Source organism: Oligella sp. HMSC05A10 (genome assembly GCF_001808335.1).
GTDB lineage: Bacteria > Pseudomonadota > Gammaproteobacteria > Burkholderiales > Burkholderiaceae_B > Oligella > Oligella urethralis.
Window position 1 is genome coordinate 1 of the sequence record NZ_KV792879.1, and the last position, 15,008, is coordinate 15,008.

Annotated in this window: 12 protein-coding genes; 5 read left to right on the forward strand and 7 right to left on the reverse strand. The window is 44.7% G+C overall.

All coding sequences use genetic code 11. The features are described from left to right. Nucleotides 1–427: 427 nt before the first annotated feature. The 5 genes from HMPREF3144_RS03755 to HMPREF3144_RS03775 all read right to left on the reverse strand — a co-directional run bounded on the left by HMPREF3144_RS03755 (nucleotide 428) and on the right by HMPREF3144_RS03775 (nucleotide 5,507). Nucleotides 428–2,422 (reverse strand): TonB-dependent copper receptor, encoded by a 1,995-nt coding sequence (locus HMPREF3144_RS03755; RefSeq protein WP_070476481.1) that lies wholly within the window; start codon nucleotides 2,420–2,422, stop codon nucleotides 428–430. A gap of 92 nt (nucleotides 2,423–2,514) precedes the next feature. Continuing rightward, a complete protein-coding gene (locus HMPREF3144_RS03760; protein ID WP_018026490.1) occupies nucleotides 2,515–3,048 on the reverse strand; it encodes a response regulator transcription factor in 534 nt (177 codons plus the stop codon). 3 nt (nucleotides 3,049–3,051) lie between these two features. Next, complete coding sequence (locus HMPREF3144_RS03765; RefSeq protein WP_246823852.1) at nucleotides 3,052–4,386, reverse strand: ATP-binding protein; 1,335 nt, start codon at nucleotides 4,384–4,386, stop codon at nucleotides 3,052–3,054. Between the two features lie 126 nt (nucleotides 4,387–4,512). Continuing rightward, nucleotides 4,513–4,887 carry an arsenate reductase (glutaredoxin) gene (arsC, locus tag HMPREF3144_RS03770; protein ID WP_018026492.1) on the reverse strand — a complete coding sequence of 125 codons (375 nt, stop codon included), beginning with the start codon at nucleotides 4,885–4,887 and terminating at the stop codon, nucleotides 4,513–4,515. A gap of 248 nt (nucleotides 4,888–5,135) precedes the next feature. Next, a complete protein-coding gene (locus HMPREF3144_RS03775) occupies nucleotides 5,136–5,507 on the reverse strand; it encodes a DsrE family protein (protein ID WP_048768614.1) in 372 nt (123 codons plus the stop codon). A gap of 478 nt (nucleotides 5,508–5,985) precedes the next feature. On the opposite strand from HMPREF3144_RS03775, the gene HMPREF3144_RS03780 reads away from it, so the two are divergent. The 4 genes from HMPREF3144_RS03780 (at nucleotide 5,986) to HMPREF3144_RS03795 (ending at nucleotide 11,273) form a co-directional block, all read left to right on the forward strand. Then, the gene (locus HMPREF3144_RS03780) at nucleotides 5,986–6,915 is read left to right on the forward strand and encodes a LysR substrate-binding domain-containing protein (RefSeq protein ID WP_070476483.1); all 930 of its coding nucleotides are present in this window, start codon (nucleotides 5,986–5,988) and stop codon (nucleotides 6,913–6,915) included. A gap of 89 nt (nucleotides 6,916–7,004) precedes the next feature. Further along, the gene (locus tag HMPREF3144_RS03785; RefSeq protein WP_246823855.1) at nucleotides 7,005–8,297 is read left to right on the forward strand and encodes a 2-aminoadipate transaminase; all 1,293 of its coding nucleotides are present in this window, start codon (nucleotides 7,005–7,007) and stop codon (nucleotides 8,295–8,297) included. A 48-nt stretch (nucleotides 8,298–8,345) separates the two neighbouring features. Then, nucleotides 8,346–9,740, forward strand: a complete 1,395-nt coding sequence (locus HMPREF3144_RS03790) for a 2-oxoadipate dioxygenase/decarboxylase HglS (protein WP_070476486.1) — start codon at nucleotides 8,346–8,348, stop codon at nucleotides 9,738–9,740. A 102-nt stretch (nucleotides 9,741–9,842) separates the two neighbouring features. Beyond that, a complete protein-coding gene (locus HMPREF3144_RS03795; protein ID WP_048768622.1) occupies nucleotides 9,843–11,273 on the forward strand; it encodes an FAD-binding oxidoreductase in 1,431 nt (476 codons plus the stop codon). A 349-nt stretch (nucleotides 11,274–11,622) separates the two neighbouring features. Here the strand turns inward: HMPREF3144_RS03795 and HMPREF3144_RS03800 are convergent, their stop codons facing one another. Together HMPREF3144_RS03800 and HMPREF3144_RS03805 are read right to left on the reverse strand one after the other, a co-directional pair. After that, nucleotides 11,623–13,050, reverse strand: coding sequence for a YfcC family protein (locus HMPREF3144_RS03800; protein ID WP_018026499.1), 1,428 nt, complete (start codon nucleotides 13,048–13,050; stop codon nucleotides 11,623–11,625). A gap of 28 nt (nucleotides 13,051–13,078) precedes the next feature. After that, entirely contained in the window at nucleotides 13,079–14,203 is a 1,125-nt protein-coding gene (locus HMPREF3144_RS03805) for a M20 peptidase aminoacylase family protein (RefSeq protein ID WP_018026500.1), read from the reverse strand. Nucleotides 14,204–14,396: 193 nt separating this feature from the next. Between HMPREF3144_RS03805 and HMPREF3144_RS03810 the strand changes: the two genes are divergently transcribed. After that, nucleotides 14,397–14,891, forward strand: coding sequence for an acyl-CoA thioesterase (locus HMPREF3144_RS03810; protein ID WP_018026501.1), 495 nt, complete (start codon nucleotides 14,397–14,399; stop codon nucleotides 14,889–14,891). The last annotated feature ends 117 nt before the right edge of the window (nucleotides 14,892–15,008 follow it).

Sequence of the window (15,008 nt, forward strand, 5' to 3'; positions counted from 1 at the left end):
GGATGAGGTGCAAACCTCACCCTACTCGATTGTGCGCTAACTAAGAGTAATTATGGCTGTTTTAGACGCATCGTTAGCTTTGTTGCGATTAGCTATTGCCTCCACAAATAAAACTATACAAAACATATCGATATTTTTCTACATACTTACTTCACAGTTTACGCAACTGGCGCTTCGGATACTTATAGCTTATTAGCCAGCGATGCCATGCCTAATTACTGACTTATACGTGAAGACTGTGTATTTAGGTGGGATTTGAGGCGGGTTGTGCCTTTAGGATAAATGAAAGCGATAGGACTGCTAAACAATCGCTATCGCTAGTCTTGGGTGAGTAGGGTGAGGCCGAAACCTCACCCTACTCGATGTTGCCTAAAGAGGGAGGCATTTTTAATAGCACTGCTTCTCCGCTACCAGTGCCATTAAACGATTAGTAAGTCCCCTGTAAACGCAACCAGAATTGGCGACCTGGTTCGTTGATTTGTTGACCTACAATTGGGTTATAATCGGCAATATCGGCTGAGCTACGATTAATAAACTCACGATACGTGCGATTAAATATATTGTCGACCCCACCACTTAAACTGAAGTTTTTCGTTAACTGATAGGATACGTTTGCTGAAAACACAGTAAAGCCGGACGATGGTCCGTTATCGGTACCAACAATATTACCTTGGCCTTTGGCGTAGCGATTTTGTCGAGCGACATTACGCATCAAGAAATTCGCCGATACGCTGCCGTTGTCATAGCCAATATAGCTATTGGCCTCTAATGGTGGTGTTTGCGCTAAGGCATGTTTATCGCTACGGTTTTGACCATGTGTGTAAGCGATTGAAGTTCCGATATGCCAATTTGCTACGAACTCATAATTTATATCACCCTCAAAACCGTAACGACGCGCTCTAATATTGCGTGCTTTGTCGGCATCAATCAGAATAAAATTCTCTAGTTGACTGGCAAACACGGTTAAGGACGCCTCTACCTTGTGACTGCGATAAATCAACCCTAAATCAATTTCGTGGTTAGTTTCAGGCTTGATAAACCAGCCATTAAGCTTATCACGCTCCCAAAAGTCTGGTGCCCGTTGAGCAATACCGTAACCCGCATAGAAAGTGAAGTTATTAATATCATGCTCATAGCGTAAGAAACCGGCACCCATATGGTAGGTTTTTTTCATGAGATCTGGATGGCTGTGTTTAAGTGCAACCCCTTTGCCCATCTCACCAAAATAGCGACCGGTGATACGATCATAGCGTAAGCCTCCAACGAGGCGTTGCACGTCGTTAAGGCGCCATGTGGTCTCAGCAAATAAACCCCACTGATTAAACTTCTGATTCTCTTTGCGATCCGCTTGTTTATAACGTTCGGCCATGGCACGATTCATGCCACGACCCATGCGTCCACGGTGACGATCCCACATAAAATCCAGACCTAATTCAGTGGTGGTATTAGCAAGCTCGAGGGTTGCTTTTAGGCGTGCAGTTTGCGTGCGACGATCGGGGTTCATCGCCATAAACATGGGTGCCGTGTGGGTACGGTGACGGTAGTTATCCATCACATGATCTACATAGCTGTAGCCATAATTAAAGCTTAGTTCAGACAGCCACGAGGAAATATTGCGTTTTTCTGCTCTGAGGCTAAAGGCATCTCGATCAAAAATCGAACCATCCATACCGCGGTCACCATAAGCAGCCCAACCTCTGGAGTGTTGATAGCCAAACTCAATCACACTATCAGGATCGGGCGTGATACCCAAAGCAAATTGTTGGGAATGACGCTGATAGGCCGAGTGTACGCCGTTACCATCACCGTCTTTATAATCTCGGGAGGTGTTGCGTGTCGCGTTGGCGTGGATATACCCCCAAGGCATACCAGCCGTAACGGCGCCATAGCCATCAAAACGGTTAAAACTACCGACCGTGAGACTACCGTCAGCCTCAATGCCCGGCTCATCAAAATAGTATGGCTTACGATTAAACTGGACCGAACCGGCAATCTGACCAGGACCAGCCACAACGGTCTGAGGGCCTTTGGTCAAGATCACTTCATCATATGTTTGAGGAAAAATATAAGCCGTCGGTGGATCCATACGACCTGGGCAGCCACCAAAAAACTGACTATCATTAGAATAAATACCTAAACGTGAACCGCCTAAACCGCGAAACAGTGGCTCACCTGACATACCACCCTTACGAATTATGCCCATATTAGGAATGGCTTTTAATAAACCTGCACCATCGGTTGCAGGCATGGGTTGAAAGGCACTTTTTGGATTTAAACAGACTGTATTCGGTTCATGGGTCGGTGCAACCATCACTACCAAATCTTGTAATTGCTGGACATCGGGCTCCTTAACTCCCTGCGCCCAAGCTACGCTAGAAAAAGCATAGGCTAAAACCAAAACTAATGGCTTATGCGAATACATAATATCCCTCTATCATTTTCTTACAAATTAACAAAGGATTATGCGTTATCTTAGGTGCTTTGACCATGCGACAAATTGTCGCACTGCTGCTTTTATTTTTTTACTGGCCGCTTATTCAGCATACGCTGCAAGGTTCGGCGGTGCATACCAAGACTTCTCGCAGTGGCGGAGATATTACCGTTATGACTATCCAATGCGTATTGAATATGCTCCCATGTTATACGTTTTAGTGAGGGTGTTTCAAAACCCTCGGTGTCATTAGTTTCCTCTGCCAAAACCTCACCCTCCAAGGCCTGCAAAATGCTGTCTACATTCGCGGGCTTGGGTAAATAATTGGTTGCGCCCATTTTAATGGCATTAACTGCGGTGCTAATGCTGGCGTAGCCGGTCAGAATTAAGATCTTAGTCTGTGGGAAATGTGCTAAGAGCTCAGGTAATAACCTAAGACCGCTTTCCTGACCTAAGTTTAAATCTAAAATAATTCCCTCAAAAGGTCCACTCTGCTGCAACGCTTGCTCACCTGTTTGAGCCCAGCGTAGCTCCAGGCCTTGACGCCCAAAGCCCCTGATTAATAAGGAGGCAAAGGCATCATTATCATCAATTAATAGGTAGGGGTGTAAGGACATCAACTACGCTCCAAAGCTTTGCAACACCGTTAAGGGTAAAAGAATGGTGGCAATGACACCACCTTCACTGTGATTGCTTAATTCCAGACTACCGCCTAGTCGCGATAAGCTAGCATGCGCCAAACGCACGCCAAGACCTAAGCCAAAAGGTTTTTCAGACTCAACGATATTGAGTCCAGCTTGATTTAATTGCTGCTCACTTAAATGACCTTTACGGTTATAAATCGTGACGAGTAGTTCACTATCAGCATTAACTTGCGTATGCAACTCAACGCTTTGATCACCGGCATCGGCTGCGTTATTTAAAATATTGAAAAAAGCGTACCAGAAACTCTCGTGCAGTAAAACACGATAGTCTGCGGTATCATCATGGCCTCGCTGCCAAAGGCACTGCGCTTCTGGACGTAGATTGTGCCAGTGGCGTAAGCGCTCTTGCAGCTCCTGGTAGAGTAAAACTGCTTGTTCTTGAGGCGGTGTAAACTGCTTCAAACGTTCTAAGCTGGCCTTACTTTGCGCCAGTTGTGCAGCCATCAAAGCAACATCCTCTTTAGCTGAAGACGGTAAATTAGGGTGGCTATTGAGCTCTTCGTAGATGAGTTCTAGGTTATTCAAAGGGGTAGAAAGCTCATGCGCTAGCATCGCTGTTTGCATACCAGTCACTAACCAATACTCATTTTCCTGCTGTCGTTGATAGGCTTGTTGTAAATTTAGCTCGTGTCGACGTACGGTTTGGGCTAAATTGGAAATCCAACTCATCGCTAAAAAAGCGGACAATGAAAAGGTAATCCACATGCCAATGAGATGAAATAGCATGGAACTATCACCTTGCTCATCATGCGCGCCGTGCATAGTCATCGTGTGCTCAAAAATTGATAAAGGCCAGTAATGAAAAAAGAGCAATAAATAACACAATATCGCCGCTATGGTTAATCCTTGGGCAAAGCGTGGGCTACAAAACAAAGACGCATTAATGATGGGCAGAAAATACAAGACGGTAATTGGATTGGCTGCGCCACCGGTAAAATAAATCAGCTCACTCAGGAAGAAGACATCTAGCATCAGGCTAAATCGCATTAATTGTTCAAGCGAATAATGTCGCTGATAAGCGTAGAATAACAGCACGCTTACTACCGCCATGGACAGCGCAATCTGCAAAATGGCCAAAATAGGCAAATGCCATGGATTATCCCTAACTAAGCCATGGATAAGTAGCAACAAAAGCAAAAGACTTAGGACTAATCGCCCATAGGACATGAACTTTAAAAAGCGTGCCTGACTCGGCAGAGAGCGAATAAACCCATGATTTGCACGATGAGGCGATGTATGTTCGTTTAACATAACTTGATTACGACCGTCTAGCTTGATTGAAATTGTGGCCTATGGTCCTTGTGTCGGTATCGATATACTTAAAGACTGCATTGACTTCTCCTCCTATAAGACGTCAATGCAGGATTCAGTGAGGGCTTAGTTGTCTGCTGCTTTAGCGGCTGGGAGAATCTCAAATAAGACTTCTTTAGGACGACATAACCGCGTCCCAGCCTCAGTGACGACCACGGGGCGATTCATCAAAATAGGCTCTTTAACCATCCAATCAAGCAGCTCCTCATCGCTCCATTTTGCATTATCAAGATCATTTTCTTGGTAAAGACTTTCTTTTTGGCGCATAAAATCACGTATCGCAAGACCTGAATCAGCCACGAGTTTGGCTAATTGCTCTTTGCTTGGTGGTGTTTTTAAATACTCAATGACTTCAAGCTCCGCTGTGGTCGCATTAATCAGTGCTAAGACATTGCGTGAGGTGCCACAGCGTGGATTGTGGTAAATCGTGACTTTGCTCATAAAAATTCCTTACTAGTTAAATGACTCTATGTGATGCTAACACAGACAGTGGAATTTTATGCTGATCAGTTCGTTTTGTTATCCCCTTATCAGCCTCTATATTACTGCTATGCTAAGTTTAGTGAACAAGTACATAGGGATGCAGCTACCACTGATCATGACCGCAGCGCAACACAACTGAACAGGTGTACATGGGGCTTATCACGTGGAGTAAAGCGCTAAGTACTAGCTTAGCCCTTAAGCGAAAACTAAGTTAGCTGTAATGAGCCCTTACTGGCCATGAGTAGATCCACCACATCCGGTGCCGTGATAACTTCATACTCGGGCTGCACGTCATCTAGCTGAATCCCTTGATGAATAATGCATGATTTACAACCCACAATCTGTCCACCAAGCTCGATAAATTCCTGCATTAAAGTAGCTAAAGCGGCAAAGGGCTCACCAATGTGAATGCCATCGGCGCCGCCGGCTTTGGCATAGTGAGAGGCATCCCCCATTAAGATCACGGTGCAACTATGTCCCTTTTTAAGGGCAGCGAGTGACATGGTAAAAGCGATTGTGGCTTTATTCGGCTTATCGGGACCATCAAAAACAGTACTAACAAAATCCGTATTGCGCATTGTATTTCCTCACTAGAATCTTTTTACTTAAGTTGTATGGTGCGTTACTCAGACCTTGATTTAGAAGGCAAGCGTAGTCGCAAAGTCATTATAAAGGTGAATCGACGTTGTGCGTCAATGTAATGGCTGATATTTGATGCGGATGCGCTTTTCTCAAACCCTGTACACGCCACCTCCGTTCGTGTTGTTTGAAACTTAAAAAGCTGAAACGGGATTAGTTACTTTTGTGCAGTGAAATGTCGTCTAAAATCAGGGCAATCTTATTTATCTGATGTGTAAAATAATTGTAAGAATGATATCAAAATATTAACAGCGAAGGCGATATTTGACCAGCTGGCTTCGCTTGACATGTATAGTTTGGGCAACAACGCTAAGGGCAATTTGCAATCTCAAGGTAAACTCTAGTTATGCGTAGCTTTGATTTAAGAGAGGATTGCTTATGTTCCAATCTTTATCCTCCACCCGATGTATTTAAGTAATGAAGCAGACCCTAGATTCACTGAGTTTTAAAAAATACCCTTCCACAACGGCATTGCAGTGCTTTGAGTCATCTGCTCGATATTTGAGTTTTACTAAGGCAGCACAGGAGCTGAATATGACACAAAGTGCGGTGAGTAAGCAGGTGTCGCAGCTGGAGGAAATGATCAATACACCACTGTTTTATCGAGCTGCACAACGTATTTTTTTAACACCTGCCGGTAAAAGGTACTACCTCGAGATTTTAGATGTTTTAAAGCATATTGAAGCGGCTACCATCTCCTTGATGTCAACCGCCGACAACGTAGAAACGCTAAAAATAACGTCTCATCCTACCTTTTGTGCACGCTGGTTGGTGCCAGCGATGCTTGGATTTAATCAAGCCTATCCTTTAATTTCTGTTGAAATAAAAGAGCAAGTGGGTCCTTTTTTCTCTGAAGAGCATGATGTCGATATCGCTTTTTTATATGGTAGCGGTGTGTGGGCTGGCATGCACTCAATTAAGTTATTCGATGAGTACTGTGTGGCAGTCTGCTCACCAGCCTATTTAGAAAAAATAAGCTCAGCCGGTCTGGGGGTGAATGATGTGACCTTGCTGCATCTGATCTCTAGACCTAGCGCTTGGCATGATTACTTTAAGCAGCAATCAATTAGTATTGAAAATAACTTTAATGGCCCTCGCTTTGATACCTTTTATGCCATCATCTCCGCAGCATTAATGGGCTATGGAGTCGCACTCGTTCCTCAGCGGCTAGTGGAACCTGAAATGTTGAGTGGTCAATTAGTCAAAGTGTGGGATTACATCGCTAAGGGTAATGGTTCCTACTATATGTCATATCCTTTATCTTTAGATAATAGTTATCGGGTCAAGGCGATGTTGAACTGGATTACTAAGTACCTAGAACAACATGCTGAGATGGATAGACCTTAGTCGCTAAGTATTTAAATGCGCATAGCCATAGCAAAAGGAATGCATGGCTAACTTTTATTCGTTTGTCTATGTAGGCTACATCTGTTCAAATGAAGCAAGATGATTTAGAGGATCTAAGAACGGATATGACGAATTTATATAATGTGGTAGATGCCTTTACCATGGTGCACCCGATTACCCTTATCAAGGGTAAAAATGCCATTGTGTGGGATGATCAAAACAAGGCCTACATTGACTTTGTTGGTGGTATTGGAGTGTTAAACTTTGGCCATTGTCATCCAAGCATTGTGGCGGCGATCCAAAAGCAAGCCGAGCATTTAATTCATTATGCCTACAATGCGGCGGGCCATCAGGCCTATCAACGCTTAATGCCACGTCTCTGTGAAGTGATACCCATCAGCGGTGGGTTGTCGGGTATGCTGACTAATAGCGGCGCTGAAGCGACGGAAAATGCGCTTAAAATTGCGCGCATGAGAACGGGTCGAGTGGGGGTCATTGCCTTTGATGGGGGTTTTCATGGCCGCACCCTGGCCTCTGTTAACTTAAATGGCAAGGTGGCACCCTATAAAACTGCCTTAGGTCCTTTGCCCGGTAGCGTCTATCATATTCCTTTTCCAAGTCCAGATAATGATATCCCTGATGAGCAGTCGATAGCAGCATTAGACCGCTTGATGACGGTTGAAACGGATATCAACAATATTGGTGCCATCATTGTGGAGCCAGTACAAGGTGAGGGTGGATTCCAAGTGCTGTCCAAAACCTTTGCCAAGTATTTGCGCTCTTTCTGTGATGAGCATGGTATCTTGCTGATAATGGACGAAATTCAATCTGGCTTTGGTAGAACTGGGACCCCGTTTGCATTTACTCATTTAGGGATAGAGCCGGATCTTATACTATTGGGTAAAAGTATTGCCGGCGGTCTCCCCTTGGGGGCGGTCATTGGCAAGGACTCGATCATCAATGGACTGCCTAAGGGTAGTTTAGGCGGAACCTACTCGGGTAACCCTGTCGCATGCGCCGCCGCTAATGCCACGCTTGATATCATGGCAGAAGGGCAGGTCTGGTTGTCAGCACAAGCATACGAGCAGAGCTTGCTAACTCGCTTTGCGCGTTGGCAGTCTGAGGGGTTGTCTAACTGGTTGTGCAAAATAACAGGCATTGGTGCCATGCGCGGTATTGAATTGCGCCATCCCGAACAGGGTACTGCGCCAGAAATTATGACTCAGGTACTGTCAAGGGCGCGTGAAAAAGGCTTGTTACTGATGCCTAGTGGTAAGGATCGTCATATTATCCGCTTATTACCGCCTTTAACCATTGAGCCAGAGACTTTGGAAGCAGGCTTGGATATTTTAGAACACGTGCTCAGCACCCTCGCTGAGTAAAATTTTTATAAGAGACTACATAATCTTCGAGTATTGAGGTAATTCAGGATGAATGAGAAAAATTTCATGAGCAGCGATGATATTCGACTCAAGTTTTCACAGGCGATGTCGGCGATGTACCAAAAGGAGGTGCCACTGTATACCGATTTAATTGAATTGGTAGACGACGTGAATGAACTCGTGATGCAGCAGCAACCAGACATTAAGCAGCAGCTAATTAACACGGGTGAGCTTGAGCGTCTTGCTGCGGAAAGACATGGTGCGATACGGGTTGGTACGGCACAAGAATTAAATACGATGAGACGTTTATTTGCCGTGATGGGCATGCATCCAGTGGGTTACTATGATTTAACGCCCGCCGGCGTGCCGGTGCATTCTACTGCGTTTCGTGCATTGAGTACAGAGTCCTTAAATATCAGTCCCTTTAGAGTCTTTACTTCGTTATTACGCTTGGAGCTGATTGAGGATGAGGCTTTACGCAATCAGGCCAAGCAAGCATTAGCTAAGCGGAATATTTTTACAGATAGAGTAGTTGAGTTAATCGAATGCTTTGAGGAGCAAGGTGGCCTTAGCCAAGAGCAGGGTGAAGAGTTTGTGCTTGAAGCCTTAGAAACGTTCCGCTGGCATGAGTCTTCACCTATTAGCAAGGAATTATACGATCAGCTATTAAGTCAGCATGGATTAATTGCGGATATTGTCGGTTTTAAAGGCCCTCATATTAATCACTTAACCCCCAGAACCTTAGATATTGATTTGGTTCAAAAGGGTATGAGTCAGCGCAATATTCCTCCTAAAGATATTATTGAGGGGCCACCGCGTCGTCAATGCCCCATCTTATTACGCCAGACCAGCTTTAAGGCGCTAGAAGAGGCGGTGAATTTCACGGGGGAAGAGGGCAGCACGGTGGCAGGGACTCATACGGCACGCTTTGGTGAAATTGAGCAACGCGGTGTGGCGCTTACGCCTAAAGGCCGAGTGCTTTATGATCAGTTGCTAAATGCTGCTCGAAGTCAGTTGGGCGCAACGCCAAATGCCACGAATGCGGATGAGTATTATAAATTGCTATCCCAGGCCTTTGAGGCGTTTCCGGATGACTATCACAGTATGCACGAGCAGGGACTCGCTTATTTCTATTATCAGGTAAATGAGGCTATGATAGACAAGGCGAGCTCACACCAAGCGATGGATGAGTTAATAAGCAATGGTGTATTACGCATTGAACCCATTGTCTATGAGGACTTTTTGCCCGTCAGTGCTGCCGGCATCTTTCATTCCAATTTAAAAGATGCCCAACAAGGGGGTTATCGTGAGAGCTCGAATCAAGATGATTTTGAAAAAGCGCTGGGTGCGCCGGTTCATGATGAACTTGAGTTGTATCGTATGATGCAAGAAAGGAGTAAGGAATACTGTATTGAGTATTTGAAAAAGCAAGCTAGCAAGTAGTTGAGCTCAAAACGTATTCATTCTCAAGCATTATCACAGTCTAGGAAGCAACCTTTCTTTAAAAAATCAGCAGGGTTGCTTCTGTGTTTTTAGGGTATATACATGTCAAAAGATAAATTAGTTGTGACCAAGGTTGAAAGCGTGACTCAAGTCCTTCAAGCCTTGCAGCAGAACCATGGCTTTGATGAGAGTCAAATCAAGACTGATGAGGCTAGCCTCAAGCATTGGGGTAGGGACTGGACCGTACATTTCGAGCCCGCGCCTGCAGCGATTGTTTTTCCTAAATCGACTGAGCAAGTTCAGGCGGTAATTAAGTTGGCCAATGAACATCAGCTCGTGCTTACTCCAAGTGGTGGTCGCACCGGCTTATCAGCCGGGGCAGTCGCCAGCAATGGTGAAATCGTTATCAGCATGGACAAAATGAACAATATCGGTCGTTTTTTTGCTGCTGACCGAATGGTTGAAGTCGAGGCAGGAGTAATTACCGAACAACTACAGCAATTTGCTGAGGAGAAGGGGCTTTACTATCCGGTCGATTTTGCATCGGCAGGGTCTAGCCAAATAGGCGGTAATATTGGCACGAATGCGGGTGGCATTAAGGTCATTCGTTATGGTTTGACCCGTAACTGGGTCTTAGGCTTGACAGTGGTCACGGGCAAAGGTGATATTCTCGAACTTAATCGCGGCATGATTAAAAATGCGACCGGTTATGATTTACGTCATCTATTTATCGGTGCGGAGGGTACCCTAGGCATCGTCACTAAGGCACAAATTAAACTAGAACGGGCACCACAGAATCTTACTGTGATGGTATTTGGTTTGGAGGAGTTTGATCATGTGATGCATGTCTTATCAGCTTTCCAATCGCAACTTGATTTAACCGCCTTTGAGTTTTTTGATAAGGTTGCGCTTGATAAGCTGATGGCCACTGGCAATGTGCAGCGTCCCTTTGAAACGTCTAGCAATTACTATGCCTTATTAGAGTTTGAGGCGCCCTATGAGCCGATAATGGATAAGGCCATGGCTTTGTTTGAGCAGTGTATGGAAAATGGCTGGGTGGTGGATGGTGTCATGAGTCAAAGCCTAGCTCAAGCCGCTGAGCTCTGGAAATTGCGCGAGAATATTTCAGAAACCATCTCAGTCTTTACACCGTATAAAAATGATGTCTCTGTTTTAATTAGCTACGTGCCTGAATTTATTAAAGAGATTGAATCCGTGATAAATGCGAACTATCCTAACTTTGAAACATGCTGGTACGGTCATATTGGCGACGGTAACTTGCATCTTAATATTTTAAAGCCCGAGGATTTATCTAAAGACGAGTTTTTTGAAAAATGTCGCACGGTCAATGATTTGGTGTTTGCTACCGTACAGAAATACGGTGGTTCGGTGTCTGCCGAGCATGGCGTGGGTATGACCAAAAAGCCTTACTTAGAATACAGTCGTAGCCATTGCGAAATTGAATATTTAAAAGCCCTTAAGGAGGTATTTGATCCAAACGGCATTATGAATCGTGGCAAGATTTTTGATTAGCAAAATATCAAGTGGCTCGTTGCGCTTTTTGTCTAAATAAGGTTGGTCAATGGGTGCAACGAGCGTCGATCAAACTGAACGCCATCAGCGGCAATCTCAGGAGCAAATTTAGGCTGTTGATGTTTAATTGCTAAATCTCGCGATATCAGTCGCTTAGGATCCACTAGCTTGGCTTTGCCCTAGTGGGTTTTTGTTGCTCGGTTGGGCTATCGTATTAACTTAAAAGTTAAAAGGACTGAGTCCTGTAGAATACAGCAATCAGTCCCATATCTAACTAAACTAAGCACCCAACTTGAAGGGCTCAGCTCCCTATACTGTCGAGCTCCGTTGACGGGGCATCGTCTGGCGATTAGAAAGGTCCATAATCAGTGAGGGTGGCATAGCCTACCGCAATCACCCCGACCACAATCCACATCAGCAGTAGCGGGAAGGCGAAGCGTACCCAATCTATCCACTTAACCTTGGCAACGGCTAATACCGCCATGAGTACGCCCGAGGTTGGTGTAATGATATTGGTAAAACCATCACCCAACATAAAGGCAAGTGCACCTGTTTGGCGTGTAATGCCTAAGATATCTACGATGGGCACCATAATCGGCATCACAATGGCGGCTTGACCTGAGCCCGAGGTTACTAGTAGGTTGAATAGCATATTAAAGACAAAAAGCAGCTGCGCACCAAGGAATTGTGAAGTGGCCTCTAGTGGAACCAATGCAGCATACACAATGGTATCCATGACATTGCCTTCAGAGAGTACAACAATAATAGCGCGAGCTAAACCCACTACCAAAGCGCCATACACTAGGGATTGAGCGCCTTTGATAAATCGACGGATGAATTCATTGGGTGAAATACGTGCAATCAAGGCAATGACTACGCCCATCATTAAGAAGATGGCGACTAAATCATTCACGCCCCAACGGTATTCAAAGGCACCCCAGATGAAGAAACCAATAAAGGCAATAAAAGTGAAGAAAACGAGTTTATGCGTTAAGGTAAAGTTCGTGTCTAATTGCAATTTCTCTGCTTCTGCTACGAGCTCTGGATCATCTTCTTCGCCAAATGGGAATGCGCCCATCTTAGAAAGCTCAGGTGATTTTTTGATTTTAGCGGCATAACGTGTGGTGTAAATAATCACAATACTTATTAAGGCGATAAAGATAACAACACGTAAAGGCATACCAGAAAAGAGCGGTAGCTCGGCAATGGTTTGTGCCAAACCTAAAATGGTTGGATCGAAAATCCCTGCGATCATACCTGCGTAGTAGCCGAGATAGATGGTCGCTACCCCTGTAATGGCATCAAGCTTTAGTGAGCGTGCTAAGGTGATACCAATGGGTATAAAGGCAATCACCACATTCGCTGACAAACCCATTGAGGCTAACACACCGAATAGGCCCGCCACTGAGGCAATTAATAAACGATCATTGCCTTTGGTCTTAATAATTAATTGGTTAATACCAGCATTGATTGCGCCCGTTGACTCAATCACATGGACAATACCACCAATAATTAAGATTAAAAAGATAATACTGGCGGTTTGAATCATCCCTAGCTGGATGCTTTTAAAAATAAATAAGAGATTGGCTGGATTTGCCTCAGTCAGAGCATAACTATTAGGTACAACACGCGTGATTTTATCCACCACCTCGCGCTCATAGCTACCAGCAGGAATTATATAGGTCGCAATCGCAGCCAAGACTAAGATGGCGAAGATGATGATAAAAGCATCCGGCATAGCCATCTTCAGCGATTTTTTAGTTTTGTGTTCAGTCATTGTGGGACTCCTTCCTAAAACTTTGCACTTAGATTTTGTAGGTATCCAAAATCATTTGATAAAGAACCTTGGCACCATTGATCAATGCGTCATGATTAAAACGCATGTTTGGGTGATGTAAGCCAGGCTCTAGATCACAGCCTAAGCCGATCATCGTGGCCTTCAATGCGGGCTTTTTAACGGTGTAATAATGGAAGTCATCGCCACCTGGTGTAACGATAGGCTTTTCTAGGCCTTCTTCACCAAGCTGTTTAATGATGGCAGCCTCAGCAATGGCGATAGCCTCATCATTCGTTACTGCCGCCACAATGCCACTCTCCTTAGTGAGGGAAATGTCCACGTTGTATAGCGTTTTGATGCTGTCGACAATGTTTTTGACCTTGTTCACTAAGATTTCCATGGTGTCATTGTTTTGAGCACGTAAATCCAGTGTGAAGGTGGCGCTTCCAGGAATGATGTTGCCACTTCTACCGCCTGCTTGGAATTGTGTCATTTTGGCAGAGTGAGGAATTCTAGGATCAATATGAATATTGCTAACTAGTTGCAATATTTCACTACCAATCTCGATAGCGTTTTTATTGAGATGAGGTCTAGCCGCGTGCGCATCATCGCCCTTAATTGCATAAATGAGACGGCGTGTAGCCCCATGAATAATCACTGGTGATGCGCGTCCCATCACGGTTTCTGCGATGGGACGTAGATGTAATCCATAAAAATACTCCACATCATCAATCACTCCTTTTTCAACCATTTTCAAGGCGCCTGCACCGACTTCTTCTGCGGGTTGAAAAACTACTTTTAAAGCAACCTTATCCTTAAGCTCAGGTCTTGCCTGTAATAGCCATAGAGCACCTAGGGCAATCGACATGTGCGCATCATGACCACAAGAGTGATTGGCTTTAAATTCTCCATCCACCTCTTGCCATAAGGCATCAATGTCGCCACGAATCGCAACCACAGGAAGACCAGCGTCAAAATTGCCATATTTACCAACGACACCAGTGCAGTCATCAAAAGTAATGGTTTCACAACCATGCTCTTCCAGCAGTTTTTTCAAATAATTGGTGGTTTCAACTTCCTCCCAGCTGAGTTCAGCATTGTCATGCAAATATTGGAAGGTTTGATGAATCTTTTTTTCTATATCCGCCGTCATAAGATAACTCCTTGGATAAATGATAAACAAAGGGATTGAACATAATATGTGATTATGCTGCCGACGACTCTAAGCGTCACCCTAAAACTGAAAATAGTCAGTGCGTCAAGAGGGTAGCATTTTATCGCCCACACAACCGTTAAGCACTATAACAGACTATAATTCTTATTTTCAATTTATCCGAGGATTGATTTTGACAGATTTAGCCAAACACAAGCTCTCCATGACCGTATTAATGACACCGGATATGGCAAATTTCTCCGGCAATGTGCATGGTGGCACGATTTTGAAGTTTCTCGATCAAGTAGCTTATGCGTGTGCCAGCCGCTATGCGGGTCAATATGTGGTGACGCTGTCGGTGGATCAGGTGATTTTTAGACAGCCCATCCATGTCGGCGAGCTAGTGACCTTTTTAGCCTCGGTCAACTATACCGGCCGCTCATCGATGGAGGTGGGTATTCGTGTGCTAGCGGAAAATATTCGCACGCGTGAGCAACGGCATGTCAATAGCTGCTTTTTTACAATGGTGGCAGTCGATGAACAGGGTAAGGCAATTCCTGTGCCGCCACTTGAGCCAAGCGATGATATTGAAATTTGTCGCTTTAATGCGGCGCAACGACGTCGCGAACTGCGTCGTGAGATGGAAGGGCGTCAGAGCGAGATTAAAACCCAAACAGAATTAGATTAATCCCTGAGTGAGCCGATCCCAAGCACTCGGTGCTAGTTCATGCGCTCGTGAAGAGCTGACTAAATGCCAATATCTAGGCAAACAAGTTGAGACTTTTGCATAAAAGCAGTTAAATAC